The organism is Rhodococcus baikonurensis (assembly GCF_040489275.1).
In the GTDB taxonomy this organism is placed as follows: Bacteria; Actinomycetota; Actinomycetes; order Mycobacteriales; family Mycobacteriaceae; genus Rhodococcus_F; species Rhodococcus_F baikonurensis.
Genome location: NZ_JBEUOQ010000001.1, coordinates 691,724 through 708,723, shown reverse-complemented (window position 1 = coordinate 708,723; position 17,000 = coordinate 691,724). Strand labels below are relative to the sequence as shown.

Here is a 17,000-nt window from a genome sequence, read left to right as displayed (position 1 = left end):
TCGCGCAGCCCTCTCTGAACTGTGCGGAGTTGTCGTCTCAGCGACCGTCGTCCCACACGGTGTTGCCGCTTGCAGTCGTCGACGGGTAGTCCTGGACGGCGTCCCAGTGTTCGACGATCTTGCCGTTCTCGTCGAATCGGAAGATGTCCATCGAGCCGCTGCCGGCCGTTCCCTCACCGGACGAAGCGAAGGTCTGAACGAAGACGAAGTCGCCCTCGGCTACCGTTCGCGGAAACGTGGTGGCCTTGTCTCCGGTAGCAGGTTCGATCCCGGCCAGAGCCGTGACAAACGCATCCCTACCGTCCGCGAACGAGGGGTTGTGCTGCGTGTAGGTCGGGCCGATCAACTGGTCGGCAGCCTCGGCGGCATTGCCTTCGTTGAAGGCGAGCTGCAGGAACGTCAACGCGTTGGCCGTGTTGCGCTCCAGAACTTCTGACGTCCTGGACGGCGACGAGGTGGGTCCGTCGAACATCGTGTTCGGATTCGCGGACGTTTCCGGCACGTCTTGAATGGCATCCCAGTGTTCGACGATCTTGCCGTTGTCGACGCGGAAGATGTCGAATACGGCCTGGCCGCGGTCGCCGGGAGCAGACGTGGTGTGAGACTGGAGGGCAACCAGATCGCCCTCGGCGAAAACGCGAGTGATCTCGGCATGCAATCCGGGTGTGGCCGCGACGTAACCGCCTATGCCGCTCACGAATCCGGCTGCCCCATCGGCGGCGGTGGGGTTGTGTTGGATGTAGACATCGCCAAGGTACCGGTCTGCGGCTTGCTGAACCTGACGGCCGTTGAACGCCAGTTCGTAGAAATCCGTGACGATGGTTTTGTTTGATTCGAGTTGATCGCCCTGTTCGGCGACAACGCTCGTGGACGTCGTAGAACTGCTGGGCGTTGCGGATTCCGCGTCGTTGGAGCACGCGGTGAGCAGGAGGGCGGCGGCAGCGGGAACGGTCATCCAGGCTGCGCGCCTACGAAGGTTGCTCATGTTCAGTGTGCGACGGTGAAACGCTGGCGACGGTGTGCCGGAGTCTCGATCTCGTCGACGAAAGCGTGTGCGTAATCTTCGCCCGCGATGGCGGAGTTCCCCTCGGCGTCCGTCAGCAGAATGTCGCCACCCACCTGGAAGGATCCCTTCGGAGCGACGCCGGCATGGGCGCCGAATGCTGCGGCCGGGCTCACGTAGAACCAGTCGACATTGCTGTCAGTTGCGCGGAGCGCGTCGAGGACGTCGGCGTGAGCGAGCGCCTCACCCTTGTACGCGTCCGGGAAATCGGGAGTATCGACGACGCGCGGACCGCCCTCGGCGACCAACAGGCTGCCGGCTCCACCGACCACTGCAATGCGAGCGCCGTTGCGTGCGGCGGCATCTGCGAGGGGAGTGACGGCGTCGAGCAGGCGCTTGCCGTCGATCTCGCGAGCGGGGATGGCAACGACGACGACGTCGTTGTCTGCCGTGATCTGCTCCACGATCGTGTTGTCGTGAACAGAACCCTGCACGACATTCGTCTCGGTTCCGGACTGCGCGCTGCGAGCGACGACGGTTACCTCGTGGCCGCGTGAAGCGGCTTCCTTCGCGATTGCGCTTCCTGCAAAACCGTTTCCACCGAATACTGCGATCTTCGACATGGGGTGTGCCTTTCCTTGATGACGCTGTTGTTCTTGTAGTAGTAAATTTATTCACCCCGATGGTCATTGTCTCGGTCAGATGCGGGCACTCTTTGGTGAAAAACAGACATTCCAACGATGGCAGGCCGACTGCTTCGGGTCGAAGTTGCGAACCGTAGGGTTGGTGTATGACTCTCACCGCCGACAACAATGCAGGTCCACTGGCAATTGAGCGCTCGGATGTCGAAGCCGCGCGAACTCGTATCGCAGGGCTGGCGCGGCGAACCCCGATCTTCCGAACTGCGGTGCCGACGCCACACGGTGAGGTATCGGTTCTGTTCAAGCTCGAGTACCTCCAACACGGCGGTTCCTTCAAGGTGCGCGGCAGTCTCAATGCAGTGGAACGAGCTGTAGCCAACGGCACCATGCCCGATGCCGGTGTGGTGATCGCGTCCGGCGGCAATGCTGCGATCGGCGCTGCGTGGGCAGCACGACGGCGGGGACTCACCTGCACAGTGGTGGTGCCGGAGACGGCGCCCGAAGCAAAGGTGAAGGCACTCGGGGAGTTGGGTGCAACCGTTCACAAGGTCGGCGACCGGTATGCACTCGCTGCTGCCGCTGCTGCGGACATCGCACGCACCAGTGGTGCGCTCGAACTACACGCCTACGACCTGCCCGACATCGTCAGTGGGGCCGGCACCATCGCTCTCGAGATCGAAGACGAGGTGTCCGGGCCGATCACGTATTGCATCGCGGTCGGTGGTGGTGGATTGGTCTCTGGAATCGTGGCGGCGGCTCGCCCCGAAGATCACGTGGTAGCCGTCGAGCCGACCGGAGCTGCCACCCTGCACACCTCGCTCGATGCGGGGCGTCCGGTAGACATCGAAGTGAACAGCATTGCCGGCGACTCATTGGGGGCCACACGAATTGGCGCCATCGCCTGGGAGACGCTGCAGGAGAGTTCGGTAGACAGTGTTGTGGTCGACGATGATTCGATCCGACAGGCTCGGGCATTCTTGTGGCGGGAGTTCCGGATTCTGGTGGAGTTGGGCACCGCGGCAGCGTTGGTTCCGGTTCTGAACGGAACGGTGACGCCGCCGTCCGACGGTGAGCTGTGCGTCGTTTTGTGCGGTGCCAACACGCATCCGACCGACCTGTAATTTTGGCGTCTTTGTTTGCCTGCGTGTGAGAAAGCCGCAGGTGGGTACCTCTCGCAGTATGAGTACCAGCAGCATTATCTGGATAATTGTTGCCGTGGTCGTGGTGATAGCGATCGTGGCCGCACTCCTGTGGGTGGCGCGAAACAGGCGTGACGAGCGTCGTCACATCGAGGCAGAACAGATCCGCGAAGACGTCGCAGACAAGTCGCTGCAAGTAGGCGAGCGCGAGGCGCGGGCAGAAGAGACAGCAGCCAAAGCGCGCATGGTGCAGGCAGAGGCCGATGCCAAAGCGGCGGAAGCGTCTGCGCTGCAACATCATGCAGCGCAACATCGGAAAGAGGCGACGAGCTCTCGCGAGGAACTGAACCAGCAACGAGATCATGCAGACACGATCGACCCCAAGGTTCCCAACCCCGAAGAACCGCGGTCGACGCCGGATCAGAACCCTCGAAACCCTTGATCTCGAAACACTTGGTGCAGGCGTTCGAGGGAAGCGTCTGCCCGTATATGGTTCGACGATCATGATGAACAAAGAATCGTCACCGCAGGACCAGAAAAGTGTCACGTCCACGGCGGCTGACGTCGCACAGAACAATGTCTTCGAGCGCTTTGCCCGCGCAGGATTTGTCGTCAGCGGCGTGGTTCATCTGCTGATCGGATATATCGCGATCCGCCTTGCTCTCGGTGGATCCGGGTCTGCGGACCAATCGGGTGCGATGGCCGAGTTGGCAGGAAAACCAGGGGGTGTCTTCGCTCTGTGGGTCGGCGTCGTGGCCTTCCTTGCCATGGCGTTGTGGAGATTGGCCGAAGCTGCGTTGGGGAGCTCGTCGTCGCCGTCCTCGGACGACAAGAAGAAGGAGTTCTTCAACCGTGCAAAGGCTCTGGGCATTTCGCTCGTCTATTTCGGTTTTGCTTTCACTGCATTCGGATTCGCCCGCGGAAGCGGGAAGTCCAGCAGCGGTCAGAGTGCGGGAATCACGGCGCGTTTGATGGAGAACACGCTGGGGACTATCGCATTGGTGATCGGTGGGATCGCGATCATCGCTGTTGGTGTTTACCACGTGTACAAGGGCGCGAGCCAGAACTTCCTGGATGATTTGAAAGGCACACCCAGCAACTTCGTGCGCCGACTCGGAACCGTCGGGTATGTCGCCAAGGGCTTGGCCATCGCTGCTGTCGGCGTTCTGGTTCTTCTCGCGGTCAACAGTTCCGAACCCGGCAAGTCCTCCGGACTCGACGGAGCGTTCAAGACGCTGGGTGCGCAGCCGTACGGAGTGGCCCTGCTGATCCTTGCCGGATTGGGCATCATCACCTACGGGCTCTACTGCTTCGTGATGGCACGCTCGACGAAGATGTAGCGCCCCTGGGTAAGTGGGTCTATCCGAATGACCCGGTCTGGAAACCGGCGTCGCTGCCCGACGAACTTCCCGTCGAGCTACCGAATATCGGTCGTCTTGGAACCAGATCATGCATCAGGTTCACTGCTGCAGGGTCGATCATCGCCGCATTTCCACCGTTCGCCAGAATCGTGATCGACCAGCCGCTGTCGGGAACCAACAGGGTGATGCAGTTGGATCCCGAGCTGTCTCCGTTCTTCTTGGCGAACGATTGTGGGAAGTTCGGCGTCGGGGGTTGGAGCTGCCACGCCATTCCCATTCCGAATGCAGGATTCTCCGGAGCTTGCGTGTCGATCTGCTCGAGCATCGAGGTCAGGACCGGTTTGAGCGGGTTGTTGCCATAGCCGAGAGTTGTTGCGGCCCAGATCGACATGTCCTCGGCGGTGCTGACGAGGCCACCCCCGCCTGCGATCGCACCCGTGTTGTTCCACAGAGGGGCTCTTGTGCCGTCGAGGTAGTACGGAACGGCCAGGTCGGTTGCTTTGGTCTCGATCACGGTACCCATCATCCCGAGCGGGTCGGTGATTTCGCGGGCGACTGCTGCCGCGAAAGGCGGCTTCTCCTGTCCCGGAATGATCTTGTCTGCCATGAGTGTGCCGAGCAGTCCGAACCCGAAGTCCGAGTACAGCCAGTGGCTACCGGGGGCGAACTCCAAGGCCCCGGGAGCCCGGAGTCCTTCCCAGAGCATGTCTCTCGTGTACTTCGCTTTCTCGTCCGTGCACGATTGTGTGGGATCGGCACACCCTGCCGAAAGATTGGGTGGGTCGTCGCTCAGACCGGAACGGTGGGTGACCAGTTGGCGAAGCGTGATCTCCTCGCCACCGCTGCCTTTTGGCAGCGGGTTGCCGTCCGAATACTTGCTCGCCAGGTCGTCCAATCCGACTTCTCCCCGAGCGATCAGTTTCGCCAGTAGTGCAGCGGTGAAGGTCTTGGTCTCCGAGGCGATCTCGAATTGCGTTCGTGGAGTGACTCTCACGCCGTTTTCGACGTCGGCCTGGCCGTAGTGGTACGTAGTGGTGACACTCGCTTTGCGGTTCTTCTCATCCGGTTTGACGATGGCGAAGGCAAGGCCGGGGACTCCGCTGTTCAGCAGTGTCTCTGCGACGCGCTGTACCGCTTGGGCTTCTGCAGGATCGCCGACCCGCGAACCTGGATTGGGTGCCGTGGGGCCGGCGGCGCTGGCGGTCGAGGAGGTCGCGAGGGTTATGACGGCGGTTGCCGCCAGTCCTGCAACGCTGATGAACTGTCGTCGTGACGTCCGGGCGGACCCTCGATCCTGGTTTTCCATTGTTTGCACATTACAACCAAAGTCGACTGGTTTGACTGTTTTGTCGGAATTGCCAAGGTGTGGTCCTTAGACGATGGATTTGCTAAATCACGCCGCCGTTGACGTAAATGACCTGGCCGTTGACCCAACGAGCTGGGCCGGCGAGGAACGCGACTGCCTCCGCGATGTCCACCGGTGTGCCGAGCCGCTCCAAGGGGGCCAGTTTGGACAGGTTCTCCACTGTTGCTTCGTCTTTCCCGTCCAGGAACAAATCGGTCGCTGTGGGTCCCGGGGCTACGGCGTTGACCGTGATGTCGCGTCCGCGTAGCTCTTTCGCGAGAACCAGGGTGATCGCGTCGACGGCACCTTTGGTGGCGGCGTACGCGGCGTAAGTCGGAAACGCCAACTTCTTCACGGAGGTGGAGAAATTGATGATCGCACCGCCGCGCCGGACACGTCTGGCTGCCTGCTGGTCGACCACGAAGGTCCCTCGGACGTTGGTCCGATGCATCCGATCGAAATCGTCGAAGTTCAGTTCGGCGACGGTGGAGAGGATCATGATTCCGGCTGCGTGTACGACGACGTCGATGCCCCCGAACTCCTCCTCGACCGTATCGAACAGGGCCGCGACTTCACCTTCGTCGGCGACGTCGGCGTGTACCGCGATGGCGCGTCCGCCCGCTGTGACAATGGAGTCAACTGTTTGCTGCGCGCGCTGAAGATTTCCCGAATAGTGAACGGCGACAGCCATTCCGTCGGCGGCGAGCTTTTCTGCAGTCGCTCGCCCGATGCCGCCGGAAGCTCCGGTGACGATGGCTACGCGGGTGGTGGTGTCAGTCATGATGTAACTCCTGATCTGGTTTCGGGTGCATCGGACAGCCTGCGGAGCCACTCGCGCAGCAGGCCAACTTCGTTGGTGGAGAGGGAAGTTGAATCCACGCCGGCCAGTTGGGCGTCGAGAGTCGATGCAACTCTGTTGAGTGAGGCGTCCGGGTGGGCGTCGGACTCGTCGATGATGGACGCGATGATTCCGTCGCGAACTCGCTGTGACAGCGTCGGATCGGGGTACTGTTCCGGCCTGACGACGAGCATCAGAGCAACCCCGACATTCGCCGACATCACCATCTGGGTGGCAACATCGACGGACACGGTCAGAACGCCTGCCGCAGCGCATCGTTCGAGAACTGATCGAAGTAGCGCCTGGGCCTGCAGGGCGGTGTCGGCGCTCTGGGCGGAAGGTGAGTGCATCAGCCGGTAGTGAGCGGGATGTGCGAGTGCGAAGGCTGTATGTGCATCCCAGCCGGCCCGTAGGTCGGCGACAGGGTCGTCGGACGGCGTCGCAGCGCGTTTGCCTGCGAGGTATTCCGCGAATCCTGCGTCGACGACGGCTGCGAGCAGTCCGTCCTTGTCGCCGAACTGGCGGTAGAGCGCGGGGGCGCCGACGCCGGCCATCTCGCATACGGCGCGGGTGGAGATGTCGCCGTTGGGAGACGTGTTGAGCAGCTCGGTCGCTGCGGCCAGAATTTTTGCTCTCGAACTCATGTAAACAACGTTAACAGAAATGTGTAATCGTTGCTATCGCGGGTTTGGTCGTGCGAACGAACTACAGACACAGGCACCAGAACTTGATCAGATGAGTGAGCCGGTCCGGCCACGGTTCTGTGTGGAGTGACGGCTAGAGCCGTTCTGTTGTCACACTCTGAACGAAGGAATTCTGGTGATCGACTCGGAAACTACTGTTGCGCCGAATAATTCGCATTCCGGCTATCTGGGGTGGATTCTGCGGGTCATCAGTGTCGTGGCGTGTGTTGCGGTTGCAACGGTCGTTGCCTCGCTGACGCTCGGGCCGCCATTCGCACGGGCCTGGGCACAGTGGGTTGCTCGTCATGTCGGTGGGGACTTCGAGACGGGAGTCGTTGTCGGATTTGTGACTGGGCTTTTAGGCATTGCTGTGACTTTGTTCGCAGCGCTGATGAGTTCGTTGGCGTGGCGGCGCCGAGGTGGCCCGGCATTGTCGCTTGGTATCGGTGCTATTGCCTTGCTTGCCGTTCTTCCTGGCGCAGTGAATTTGAGTATCGCGGTCGGTGCAGCAGGATCCGGGGTAAGGGCGGCGGGGAGGATCCTCGACGTCGACGGGCCGGCGTTTCGTGGAGCCTGGGTAGCCGGATCAGTGGCGGGACTGTCGCTGTATATGGTCGGGGCGCTGCTGTTAGGGAGGAGCCTTCGTTCGGCATTCGGGCCTGTCAGGCAGGCGGCGGCGCCGCCAGGGGTGATCGGCTACACCGCCGATGGCCGACCTGTTTTTGCGCAAGTGGGCTTCACATCGGACGGGATTCCGGTACTCGCAGATGAACTTGATGTGCGCTATCCAGCGCGATCAGCGGTCGGTACGAATGCCTTGGCCATCGTCGCACTGGTACTTGGAATCTTCGGTGGGGTTCTTGCTATTCCGGTGGGCCATGTGTCGCTGAACCAGATTCGCCGTTCCGGCGAAAGTGGGCGCGGATTGGCAGTGGCCGGCCTCGTTCTCGGCTATCTGTCGCTGGTCGTCGTCGTCGGTGTCGTATTGGTGGCTGTGCCCGCGGCTTATCGATAATTTGGGTCGCGCGTCAGAGTTGGGTGGGCTGGAGTGGCTCGATGTCGAAGGTGTGGGGTCCGAACAGGCTCGCCGTCCGGGTGCGAATGGACGGAAGTGCTTCGTAGAGGCTCCCGCCGAGGCGGTGGAGGGAGTTGAACGATCGCGATTCCCAAACCGGAAACTCTCCGTCGGTGTCGCGTGATGCTGTGTCCCACAGGAGGGCGTCACCGTTTTCGCTCCATCCGAAAACCTGCAGCGAGTCGGGGAGTGACCAATCGCCGTCGGGTTCGATCATCCAATCGAACTCGTCATCCTGTCCTTCTGTGTAGACCGAATGAAGATGAGCGGTGAGGTTGCGGGCGCGCCCTTGCCAGCCGTCGGCAAATCCGGGAAGGACGGGCGGATAGATGAGCCAGAGTCCGAAGGTCCGCGCCCACCCTGCGTGCCGGATGAATGCGCGATATGAATCGGGGAAGCCCTGCCGGTCGGGAAATCGAAAAGAATCCAAAAAGGTGAAATCTATGTGTTGAAGCGTCGGTTGGCCTTTTGCCGTCAGCGCGTTGGGTCCCGTGGCAAACACGTCATCAACACTAGCAATGCGAGTCCGTGGGGGATCTCGGGCGGGAGGTCTTGGCTGGTTGTTCCCCGAGTTCGTCGGATCAAATACCTTCAATGACCCGCAAGATTCACCACCAATCGAATCACCAACTCGCCGTCTACCTCTCGGGTCCGTTTCTCGCAGATCACGTTCATCAATGCGGTGCCCTCATCCATGCCGAGTTGGTGTGTGAGTAGCGTGTCGATCGTGTCGTCGGCGCTCGTCAATGCAGCTGCAGCGGAGGCGAGTTGGTGGTTCGTGGCTCCTCTGTTGCCCGTCAAGGCAACGCGCAGAGAGCCCCTGGTGAACGTCGTGATCGCGGGTGGTGTCGGTCCACCCGTGTTGGCTTGTCGCACCCCGGCGATGTCCACCCCGGGTAACAAATCGGACGTGGCCTTGGCCGGCACTCCACCAATCGGATGCACGGAGACAACTCGATCGCCGAGGCGTTCCAGAGCGGTGTCGATCGACGCTACTGTGCCGGCGCGGTGAGTCGCGACCAGCACGGCGACCGAGCCTGTGGTTTCGCGTACCCAGTTCTCGGTAGCGAGCGAGTTGACCACGGATGGAAAGTGATTTGTCGTCCACTCCATGCCGAGTTCGGTGCGGTGGACCATTACTACTCGGACGGTTGGGAAGAGAACGGAGGGTGCGAGGGCCGCAGCCAGATTTCCGATGAGACCGTCGCCGAAAATGAGCAGCGTCCCCGGTGACTCACGGGAGAGGCAGGAGAGCGCATACCTGACGACGGCGTACGGTTCGACGAGAGTAGCGCGTGCGCTGGAAAGTTCCAGTGGCAACGGCGTGACCAACCCTCCACTCACCGCGGGCACGCCGATGATGACGCGTTGTTGAAACAACCCCTCGACGTTGTGGCCGAGAAGAAACGATGAATCATGCGGATGCGTCGGGTTGACCACGACTCGATCACCTACCTCGAAGCCGGTGACGCCGTCGCCCACTTCGACGACGCGGGTAGCGCCTTCGTGGCCGACGATGGGCGAGGGGTCGTCCCTGTCTCCGCGCACAATCTGAATGTCAGTCCCGCACAGGCTGACTTTCTCGGGGGCGACGAGAAGTTCGCCGGGTCCGGGAGTTGGAGTCGGCCGCTTTTCGACGCTCGACCGACTGCCCCTTCTCACGATTGCGCGATGGGTGAGTTGCGTTGTCATGTATCCTCTTTCACAGCTTGCTTACGCGGAGGCGACCGGCGGCAATATCGTCGGCACCGGACAGGGTGTCGATGTCGTGAGGACGGCACAGGTATATCGTCTTACGGATTCTCTCGGGAGTCAGTGACGTGTCCGCGTACGATCGCACCGAGGCGAGTTGGGAACAAAGTTCCCTCTCGTACATCTCGGACAGACCTTCGGCGAGCCCGCCACCGATCCCGATGCGATCCAGTCGTGGATCGAGGGCGATCATCGTTCTGACCAGCTCGGCGATCGGCTCGACGACCACGCTCAACAGAAGTGATGCACCAGGGGCGCCTGACTCGAGTGCTGGACCGAACGAATCTCTGTCATAGGGCAATTCGAGAGCCGAGGCGACAGCAGCCAACGCCGAGCCGGACGAGATCGCCGCGACATGTCCGATGCCTCCACATGCGCAGGGCAACTGTCGCACTGTATCCGGCCCCGACGTCACTGCACGAAGGTGGCCGACCTCACCTTGCAACCCCAATGCGTCCACTGGAATCACTCCCTCTCTTGCATCAGCTATCCGCAGTGCGATCCCGCTGCTGATGGTGAGGTAGGCGATGCGCCGATCGGTGGGACGTGTAAACCCACGAGCGAATGACGCCAACCCTGCCGTCACGTCGTTCACGAGTGTCCATCGAACGTCCGGGCGGTGGGATTCGAGGAGGCGCAGCAACGGAATCTCACCGGCAGGAGTGCCGCCCCACAATGGGCCGGATCCATGGGCGACGCCCTTCTGTTCGTCGAGCGCGGCCCCGCACGCCATGTTCACTGCGGCACCCGGCGGTAGATATCGATCCAGTGTCTCGATCAGCTCGCGCAGGAGTTGATCGGGAGTGGCAGACGGTTGTCGGAGCACGCTGGGCGATGGCAGCCGTTCGGTTCGCTCACCGCTGCGGATGCGTAGCCACGTACCTCCCAGATCGACCGATACGGTATCCGTCATAGTTCCGGTACCACGTCGATTACGAGCTCCGATCTCTCTCGGGAGAGTCGTAGTGAAGTAAAATTATTCACTCTCAAAAGGTTTCGTCCGGGCTCGGCTCCGATTGCAACGCATGATGCGCCGGAATCGGCCGCAGCAGCCATGCCGGCCGAGGAGTCTTCGAATACGGTGCAGGAGTCGGCGGAAACCTTCAAGCGCGCCGCCGCTGCAAGAAAGCCCTCGGGATCTGGCTTGCCAGCGCGCACGTCCTCAGCGCATACCGACGCGTGTGGAAGCGGGAGGCCCGCTTCAGTGAGCCTTCGCACCATCATCGATCGAGGGGCCGACGTGACAATCGCCCATTGCTCCCGGGGCACAGACGCCAGAAAGTCCTTGGCGCCGGCGATGGCGCGAACTGGATGCGAGTTCTGCTCTTCGCTTTGCCTGATCCAGTTCAGTTCGGATTCGACGTTTGCTCGATTACCGAGAACCCGAAGGATGATGTCGGAAGCGATGCGGCCTGGAAGTGCCTGCGCTACCACCGCCCGATCAACGCCGTGCCGGTCCGCGAATTCGAACCAGACAGCCTCGATCGACGCCTGCGAATCGACGAGGGTTCCGTCCATGTCGAACAGCAGTGCCGAGGTCGAAATGGATTGTCGAATCAAGCTGGGCCGCAGAGTCATAAGACGGCCACCCGACTCATTCCCAAACTTTCGCCGGCAATGCGAATCAGATCGAGATCGTGGTCGGTTGAGCGACGCAGTCGCTGGTCGCCAGGATCGGTATCGAGCACAATCGTCTGTGCACCGATCTCAGACAGAAAATCGATGTCGGCACGTATCTGGTTGATGGTTCCGTACCCGAGTGGACGGTCTGGTGATTCGACAGATCTTTCGGTGGGGAGAAAGTAGATGCGGGGGACGAACTCACGCCCGGGGGCGAGTGAAGCGACTCCAGCGATGCATAGGCCCCGGGTAGGGTGCAATGGGTGCCATGCAGTGCCTAATCTGTTGGTTCGGTCGATCGCAGCGGGTCCGTTGCCGCCGATCCACAACGGAGGGTGTGGTTGCTGCAGCGGTAGAGGTCCGTTGTGCACGCGATGTGTTCCGGCCGAGCCCGGTGCGTCGTATGTCTCCGACGTCCACGCTGCGATCAGGGTTTCGAGAGTGGTATCCGTCAGTCGGCCTCGACGTGTGAACGGAACGCCGAGGACGTCGAAAGCCTGTGCAGTCCAGCCGACCCCGATGCCCACGATCAACCGTCCGCCGCTGAGTCGATCAATCGTCGCGGTCGCGTGGGCGAGGTGGGCCGGGTGTCGATGACTGCCGATCAGCACGCCGCTGCCCAGGCGAATCGACTCGGTACCCGCTGCGAGCCAGGACAGCGTGGCCAGGCACTCGTAAAACGGAGCGGGAGAGCGGCGATTCGCGTCGTCGGTCAACACCACGTGATCCGAGAGTAGGACATTGTCGAATCCGGCAGCTTCCGCTGTCCGGGCCCACGCGAGAATCCCCTCGGGGGCGATCTGCGGCCCGAAGTTGGGGAGATTGATTCCGTACTTCACAGCGAACTCGGAATCAGTCGCGCGGCGCCCCCGTGGCGGAACGTCAGGAAGTTTCCCCCGTTGGCGGTCAAAGGGCGAGGGGCCTCCTGCCGGCCGATGTGGTGCTCGAACAACTCGATGTTCAAGTCGCCGACGGATACCATCGCCATCCGGGACGTTCCTTCGACGTCGAGATCGAACTGTGCCGTCATGAACCCGCGATCCGCTGCGATGTCGGTGCGGAGCACCTCGGTTCCCGAATGGGCGGTCACCAGACGCGCTATCGCGGCGTCGAGGTCCGGGACGCTGTAGCCCGTGTGATCCAAACCGCGGCAGGTCGGGAGAAGGGCTGACGCGATGTCCTCTCGTCTGTGGTGGAGTCGGGCCTGGGTCTCGTGGAAGTATCCCGGCTCCTCGGGCCACTGCTGAAGTTCGAAGAGATCGCCCCACGGCGACCGGAAGTACACCCACTTGTTGCCCGCAATCGGACCCTCGGGTACCTCGATCACGTCGCCGAGGACTGTCACGTCGCTTCGCGAATCAAGGTAGCTCACAGCGAGTTCGATATCGCCGACAGTGAAGCAGAGATGGTTGGTACCGATGTCGACCAACCGCGGTGGGGGTTGATGGGGCCAATCCGCTGATACGAAATCCACGACCCCCGACAATCCGATCGGTACGGAGACACGTCCGGGGTATCTTACGACGCGGTTCGCACCCAGGAGTGAAGCGAAGAAGTTGGCGGCGGCGTCCGCATCGGGAACGGTGACACCGACTGTGGACAAGGCATCTTCGACATTCGCGGTCACGGTCATGGGATCAGCAGTACCTTTCCTCGGGTTCCGCCCGCGGCCAGCAGAGCGTGGGCTTGGGGTGCTTCGTCGAACCGGAATGTTCGGGCGACAGGGACGGTGACCGAACCGGTCGATACCAGTTCGGCGAATGATTCGAGGCCCGAGCCGTCCTCGTCGACATAGCTTTTCGCCGGTGTGATTCCACGTTGCGGTGCGGGTTGCTCGTTGTCGTCGATGGAGATGAAGGCGCCGTCGTCTCGCACACTGTCGACGGATTCGGCAATACCCGCCGTGTCGACGATGGCGTCGTACTCCTTCTGCGGCAGGTCGACGGGACTCGCTATGACCCGGCTGAGGCTGAGGGCCAAGAGTTCGTCAGTGTCGCTCTCGCGAGCGAGGGCTTCGACGCGGTGTCCCCGCGAGATCAGCAGCGCCGACGCTATTCGGCCCACCGCGCCGGCAGCACCGGTCACCAACACCGTGGATTCTGGTGCAAGGTCGAGTTTCTCGAGGCATTGCACAGCGGTGAGCGCTGCGAGTGGGATCGCAGCAGCGTGCTCGAGGGTGACGTTCGACGGAGCGGGTGCGAACAAGGACTGGTCGGCGGTGACGCGTTCGGCATAGGTTCCGTAGCGGTGTGCCGGTTGCGCGATCATTCCGATGACGCGGTCTCCTGGCGTGAAGCGTGTTACCGCGGATCCGACTGCGATAACAGTTCCGGAGACGTCCCATCCCAATACGGCTGGGAAGTGCAACTCGATGGGCAAGAACCCCGAACGGGTCTTCAGATCGACAGGGTTGACGGCAGCGGCTGCAACGGAAACAGTGACGTCTCCGGGGCCGGATGTCGGCTCGTCAACCTCGGTGAGAGTGAGAACGCTTGGGTCGCCGGTGGCTTCGATTGCGATGGCTTTCATGCGATTCCTTTCATGAGACCTTGCGTTGGAGAATGATCGACGGCGTAGCGGGCATTCGCTTCGGCTGCAGTCAGAACCAGTCCGCCGTCGACGGTAACGGTGGTCCCCGTGAGATAGCTCGAACCGGACCCGGCGAGGAACGCCGCGGCTGCTGCGACCTCGTGCACACCGGCCGGACGCCCCAACGGGATAGCGGGGCGATCGATGTCCGCATACGAGGATTCGTCATCGATGCCGTTCATCGCGGTGGCGGTTTCTCCCGGTGCGACGGAATTGACGCGCACTCCGTGGGGCGCGAATTCGAGGGCGAGGACACGACTCGACGCCGCCAATGCGGCCTTGCTGGCGCAGTAGATTGCACCGCCGGTGATGGGGACCGTGTCATGGATCGATGTGATGTTGACGATCGATCCTGCGATACCTCGCGCGATCATCCGGCGCCCCACCGACGAGGCCAACGCAAGTGGGGTGATCGAATTGACGGCCATGACCTCGCGCATTCGATCGATGGCGAGTGCATCTGCGGGTGATCGATCGTTGATTCCGGCATTGTTTACCAGGCAGTGGATCTCACCCAGTTCATCTGTGCATCTCAGAACGGCGTCGACTGTCGATTCGGCATTGCGCAGGTCCAGTTGCAGGGGAACGACGTCGATGCGGAACTGCGCATTTAGTTCGCTCACCAACCGTGCGATGCGATCGAGACCATTGCCGTATCCGAGGACGAGGTTGTGACCCTCTTTCGCAAGCGCGAGCGCGATTGCCCGGCCGATACCACTACTCGCTCCGGTTATCACTGTGTATTCGAGCTCACTCAACAGAGATCACCACCTTCGGCCGTGTCCTGTGGCCTTCGAGACGATCGAATGCGGACTGTGCTTCGGTCAGAGGAACCACACTGTCGATCAATGCGGTCAATGCCGGGCGAATCAGCGGGAACAGTTCCGCGGCTCGGCGGTAGTGATCTACCCCGTGACGTACTCCGATGATCGAAATGCCGGCCAGCGCAACCGCTCCGGGATCGATCGATTCCGTGTGCGCCGCGACGCCTACGAGGATGCACTTGCCTCCCGGACGGAGAACGCCTACGGCGGTACCCAGCGCACCGGCGCCGCCAGACGCCTCCACGACCACGTCGTACTGCCCGGTCAGGTGTGTGGCATCGGTGAAACTGTGTGTGACGGTGCCGGAGTCGAGGTGTTCGATCGACCGGGGTTCGAGAACGTCGACGGTGATCGGGTATCGACTCAGCATGGCGATGGACAAGCTGCCGATCGTGCCCGCGCCGACGACGAGAACCCGATCACCCGGCGACACCGAAGCAGCGTCGAGCGCCTCGAGCACCGTCACGAGCGGCTCGATGAGAACGTGCTCCGGTTCGACTGTGACGCGACCGAGTGAAACGACCGTGCGCCGCGGCATGCGGAGGAATTCGGCTGCGGCACCAGGATGTTCGTATAGCCCGACCTCACGCAGATCGGAGCATTGGTTGCGTCGTCCGGCCCCGCAGGCCGAACACGCCTGGCAGAAAATCATCGTGCTCCCGGTGACTACGTCACCCGCCGACAGATCGTGAATATTCGGGCCGGTCTGCTCTACGGTGCCCACCCATTCGTGCCCGAAGTGATGCGGAAACGACGTAAGGCCGTCAGTGAGGTATGACGACGTGCCGTGCAACAACTCCAGATCCGTACCGCACAGACCGACATAGGCAACCTTGACGACGACATCGTCAGGCCCGCAGTTGGGACGGTCGATCGTCACGATCGACACGGAACGGGGAGCGTCGATCATCGCAGCTCTCATGGCTTTCACGTCACGCTCCGAGCAGTGCGCCGACTGACGAACAGCAGCAGTACTGCGCCCGCCGCGAGGACTGCCCCGATAGCAGGCAGGACTGCAACGCTGTTGCCGCCGGACAGAGCGATCGAGCCGATCCACGCGCCGGCAGCATTCGCAAGTTGGAATCCTGCAATGTTGACCGTGGCAGCAAGGTGCGGGGCTTCGCTTGCAGCACCGATGAGTTTCGAGGCGAGCGGCGGAATAATGGAAAAACCGGTAGCACCGAGTACGAACATCCAGGCGAAGGCAAACCAAGACGTTCCGCCGAAGACGAAGAGAGCGAGAAGTGCCAACGCGAGCGCGGTCAACGCGATGTACAGCGTTTTGTCCAGGTCCTTGTCTGCGTAGTAACCACCGAGTTGATTGCCGACAACAGACCCGACGCCGAATACGAACAACACCACCGTCACCGTCGACACCGAGATGCCGGCATGCTCGGTGAGATACGGCGAGATGTAGGTGAACACCACGAAAAGCGCTGCCTGACTGAGAGCGGTCAGCCCGATCGCCCACAGAACTGGGCCCCGGGTGAACACCCGTAGCTCTGAGCTGACGTTGCCGGTCTGGTGCGAGGGAGCGGCGTTGCGCGTCGAGGCGATCAGCGCAGCGGTGACCAGCAGTTGGAAAACGGCGATGATCGCAAAAGACCAGCGCCAACCCAGTTGTGTACCGATGAGAGTTCCCAAGGGGACGCCGAGGACCGTCGCCAGGTTCAGTCCGAGGGTGACGCGGGCGATCACACGCCCTTGGAATTCAGGCGCCACCAACGACGTCGCCAGCACCAGGCACAGAGCGAAGAACGTCGCGTGTGGCAGAGCAGTGATGATCCGAAATATCACCATGGTTGCGAAGTTCGGTGCCAGCGCAGTTCCGATGTTGCCGATGACGAAGAGAGCCATCAGAGCCGCGATGAGAGGTGTTCGCGGCACCCTGGTGGTAGCGATCGTCAGTAGAGGGCCACCGATGACCACTGTGACGGCATAGATGGTGACGAGCAGTCCGGCTGTGGAGGTGCTGACCCCGAGGTCGGTGGAGATGTCCGGAAGTACGCCGGCCACAAGGTATTCGACAGTGCCGACGCCGAACACTGCCAGGAGCATCCAGATTATTGCGGCATTCGCGTTGGTAGAGCGAGCCGTTGTCGTCAATTCGTGCGGAGTTTCGACCACCAT

General features: G+C 61.7%; 19 protein-coding genes. 4 read left to right on the top strand and 15 right to left on the bottom strand.

The features are described 5' to 3' along the window. Positions 1–37: 37 nt before the first annotated feature. Together ABWI03_RS03600 and ABWI03_RS03595 are read right to left on the bottom strand one after the other, a co-directional pair. A complete protein-coding gene (locus ABWI03_RS03600) occupies positions 38–985 on the bottom strand; it encodes a nuclear transport factor 2 family protein (RefSeq protein WP_296552690.1) in 948 nt (315 codons plus the stop codon). Positions 986–987: 2 nt separating this feature from the next. Further along, complete coding sequence (locus ABWI03_RS03595; RefSeq protein ID WP_124568136.1) at positions 988–1,626, bottom strand: NAD(P)-dependent oxidoreductase; 639 nt, start codon at positions 1,624–1,626, stop codon at positions 988–990. Positions 1,627–1,793: 167 nt separating this feature from the next. Here ABWI03_RS03595 and ABWI03_RS03590 point away from each other — a divergent pair, with 167 nt between their 5' ends. From ABWI03_RS03590 to ABWI03_RS03580, 3 genes are all read left to right on the top strand, one after another. Beyond that, positions 1,794–2,765, top strand: a complete 972-nt coding sequence (locus ABWI03_RS03590) for a serine/threonine dehydratase (protein WP_124568137.1) — start codon at positions 1,794–1,796, stop codon at positions 2,763–2,765. A gap of 58 nt (positions 2,766–2,823) precedes the next feature. Beyond that, complete coding sequence (locus ABWI03_RS03585; protein ID WP_020971062.1) at positions 2,824–3,225, top strand: hypothetical protein; 402 nt, start codon at positions 2,824–2,826, stop codon at positions 3,223–3,225. A 61-nt stretch (positions 3,226–3,286) separates the two neighbouring features. Further along, the gene (locus ABWI03_RS03580; protein WP_019745667.1) at positions 3,287–4,123 is read left to right on the top strand and encodes a DUF1206 domain-containing protein; all 837 of its coding nucleotides are present in this window, start codon (positions 3,287–3,289) and stop codon (positions 4,121–4,123) included. A gap of 19 nt (positions 4,124–4,142) precedes the next feature. Here the strand turns inward: ABWI03_RS03580 and ABWI03_RS03575 are convergent, their stop codons facing one another. From ABWI03_RS03575 to ABWI03_RS03565, 3 genes are all read right to left on the bottom strand, one after another. Continuing rightward, on the bottom strand, positions 4,143–5,450 hold the full coding sequence (locus tag ABWI03_RS03575; RefSeq protein WP_020909409.1) for a serine hydrolase domain-containing protein: 1,308 nt from the start codon (positions 5,448–5,450) through the stop codon (positions 4,143–4,145). An 82-nt stretch (positions 5,451–5,532) separates the two neighbouring features. Further along, positions 5,533–6,270 carry an SDR family oxidoreductase gene (locus ABWI03_RS03570; RefSeq protein WP_124568140.1) on the bottom strand — a complete coding sequence of 246 codons (738 nt, stop codon included), beginning with the start codon at positions 6,268–6,270 and terminating at the stop codon, positions 5,533–5,535. Continuing rightward, on the bottom strand, positions 6,267–6,971 hold the full coding sequence (locus ABWI03_RS03565; protein ID WP_298776897.1) for a TetR/AcrR family transcriptional regulator: 705 nt from the start codon (positions 6,969–6,971) through the stop codon (positions 6,267–6,269). Before ABWI03_RS03565 ends, ABWI03_RS03570 begins: the two co-directional genes overlap by 4 nt. Before the next feature lie 175 nt (positions 6,972–7,146). On the opposite strand from ABWI03_RS03565, the gene ABWI03_RS03560 reads away from it, so the two are divergent. Further along, positions 7,147–8,025: a DUF4190 domain-containing protein gene (locus ABWI03_RS03560; protein WP_298776899.1), complete on the top strand. Its 879-nt coding sequence runs from the start codon at positions 7,147–7,149 to the stop codon at positions 8,023–8,025. A gap of 13 nt (positions 8,026–8,038) precedes the next feature. On the opposite strand, the gene ABWI03_RS03555 is transcribed toward ABWI03_RS03560, so the two are convergent. From ABWI03_RS03555 to ABWI03_RS03510, 10 genes are all read right to left on the bottom strand, one after another. Then, positions 8,039–8,587: an SMI1/KNR4 family protein gene (locus ABWI03_RS03555; RefSeq protein WP_235170470.1), complete on the bottom strand. Its 549-nt coding sequence runs from the start codon at positions 8,585–8,587 to the stop codon at positions 8,039–8,041. A gap of 89 nt (positions 8,588–8,676) precedes the next feature. Beyond that, a complete protein-coding gene (locus ABWI03_RS03550) occupies positions 8,677–9,777 on the bottom strand; it encodes an alcohol dehydrogenase catalytic domain-containing protein (RefSeq protein WP_298776902.1) in 1,101 nt (366 codons plus the stop codon). A 10-nt stretch (positions 9,778–9,787) separates the two neighbouring features. Next, positions 9,788–10,750, bottom strand: a complete 963-nt coding sequence (locus ABWI03_RS03545; protein WP_019745660.1) for an ROK family protein — start codon at positions 10,748–10,750, stop codon at positions 9,788–9,790. Continuing rightward, the gene (locus ABWI03_RS03540) at positions 10,747–11,415 is read right to left on the bottom strand and encodes an HAD-IA family hydrolase (RefSeq protein ID WP_182262423.1); all 669 of its coding nucleotides are present in this window, start codon (positions 11,413–11,415) and stop codon (positions 10,747–10,749) included. The genes ABWI03_RS03545 and ABWI03_RS03540 overlap by 4 nt, the downstream gene beginning before the upstream one ends. Then, complete coding sequence (locus ABWI03_RS03535; RefSeq protein WP_298776904.1) at positions 11,412–12,296, bottom strand: TIGR03619 family F420-dependent LLM class oxidoreductase; 885 nt, start codon at positions 12,294–12,296, stop codon at positions 11,412–11,414. Before ABWI03_RS03535 ends, ABWI03_RS03540 begins: the two co-directional genes overlap by 4 nt. Beyond that, positions 12,293–13,090 (bottom strand): VOC family protein, encoded by a 798-nt coding sequence (locus ABWI03_RS03530; RefSeq protein WP_019745657.1) that lies wholly within the window; start codon positions 13,088–13,090, stop codon positions 12,293–12,295. Before ABWI03_RS03530 ends, ABWI03_RS03535 begins: the two co-directional genes overlap by 4 nt. Beyond that, positions 13,087–13,986: an NADP-dependent oxidoreductase gene (locus ABWI03_RS03525; RefSeq protein WP_020909402.1), complete on the bottom strand. Its 900-nt coding sequence runs from the start codon at positions 13,984–13,986 to the stop codon at positions 13,087–13,089. The genes ABWI03_RS03530 and ABWI03_RS03525 overlap by 4 nt, the downstream gene beginning before the upstream one ends. Beyond that, complete coding sequence (locus tag ABWI03_RS03520) at positions 13,983–14,804, bottom strand: SDR family oxidoreductase (protein ID WP_019745655.1); 822 nt, start codon at positions 14,802–14,804, stop codon at positions 13,983–13,985. The genes ABWI03_RS03525 and ABWI03_RS03520 overlap by 4 nt, the downstream gene beginning before the upstream one ends. Then, positions 14,797–15,792, bottom strand: coding sequence for a zinc-dependent alcohol dehydrogenase (locus tag ABWI03_RS03515; protein ID WP_020909399.1), 996 nt, complete (start codon positions 15,790–15,792; stop codon positions 14,797–14,799). Before ABWI03_RS03515 ends, ABWI03_RS03520 begins: the two co-directional genes overlap by 8 nt. A gap of 5 nt (positions 15,793–15,797) precedes the next feature. Further along, positions 15,798–17,000, bottom strand: a complete 1,203-nt coding sequence (locus ABWI03_RS03510; protein ID WP_020971053.1) for an MFS transporter — start codon at positions 16,998–17,000, stop codon at positions 15,798–15,800.

What these genes read in the sequence shown, in the direction of transcription:
- ABWI03_RS03600 (WP_296552690.1), bottom strand. Translation starts at nt 985, where the DNA reads ATGAGCAACCTTCGTAGGCGCGCAGCCTGGATGACCGTTCCCGCTGCC.
- ABWI03_RS03595 (WP_124568136.1), bottom strand. Translation starts at nt 1,626, where the DNA reads ATGTCGAAGATCGCAGTATTCGGTGGAAACGGTTTTGCAGGAAGCGCA.
- ABWI03_RS03590 (WP_124568137.1), top strand. Translation starts at nt 1,794, where the DNA reads ATGACTCTCACCGCCGACAACAATGCAGGTCCACTGGCAATTGAGCGC.
- ABWI03_RS03585 (WP_020971062.1), top strand. Translation starts at nt 2,824, where the DNA reads ATGAGTACCAGCAGCATTATCTGGATAATTGTTGCCGTGGTCGTGGTG.
- ABWI03_RS03580 (WP_019745667.1), top strand. Translation starts at nt 3,287, where the DNA reads ATGATGAACAAAGAATCGTCACCGCAGGACCAGAAAAGTGTCACGTCC.
- ABWI03_RS03575 (WP_020909409.1), bottom strand. Translation starts at nt 5,450, where the DNA reads ATGGAAAACCAGGATCGAGGGTCCGCCCGGACGTCACGACGACAGTTC.
- ABWI03_RS03570 (WP_124568140.1), bottom strand. Translation starts at nt 6,270, where the DNA reads ATGACTGACACCACCACCCGCGTAGCCATCGTCACCGGAGCTTCCGGC.
- ABWI03_RS03565 (WP_298776897.1), bottom strand. Translation starts at nt 6,971, where the DNA reads ATGAGTTCGAGAGCAAAAATTCTGGCCGCAGCGACCGAGCTGCTCAAC.
- ABWI03_RS03550 (WP_298776902.1), bottom strand. Translation starts at nt 9,777, where the DNA reads ATGACAACGCAACTCACCCATCGCGCAATCGTGAGAAGGGGCAGTCGG.
- ABWI03_RS03545 (WP_019745660.1), bottom strand. Translation starts at nt 10,750, where the DNA reads ATGACGGATACCGTATCGGTCGATCTGGGAGGTACGTGGCTACGCATC.
- ABWI03_RS03540 (WP_182262423.1), bottom strand. Translation starts at nt 11,415, where the DNA reads ATGACTCTGCGGCCCAGCTTGATTCGACAATCCATTTCGACCTCGGCA.
- ABWI03_RS03530 (WP_019745657.1), bottom strand. Translation starts at nt 13,090, where the DNA reads ATGACCGTGACCGCGAATGTCGAAGATGCCTTGTCCACAGTCGGTGTC.
- ABWI03_RS03525 (WP_020909402.1), bottom strand. Translation starts at nt 13,986, where the DNA reads ATGAAAGCCATCGCAATCGAAGCCACCGGCGACCCAAGCGTTCTCACT.
- ABWI03_RS03515 (WP_020909399.1), bottom strand. Translation starts at nt 15,792, where the DNA reads ATGAGAGCTGCGATGATCGACGCTCCCCGTTCCGTGTCGATCGTGACG.
- ABWI03_RS03510 (WP_020971053.1), bottom strand. Translation starts at nt 17,000, where the DNA reads ATGGTGGTCGAAACTCCGCACGAATTGACGACAACGGCTCGCTCTACC.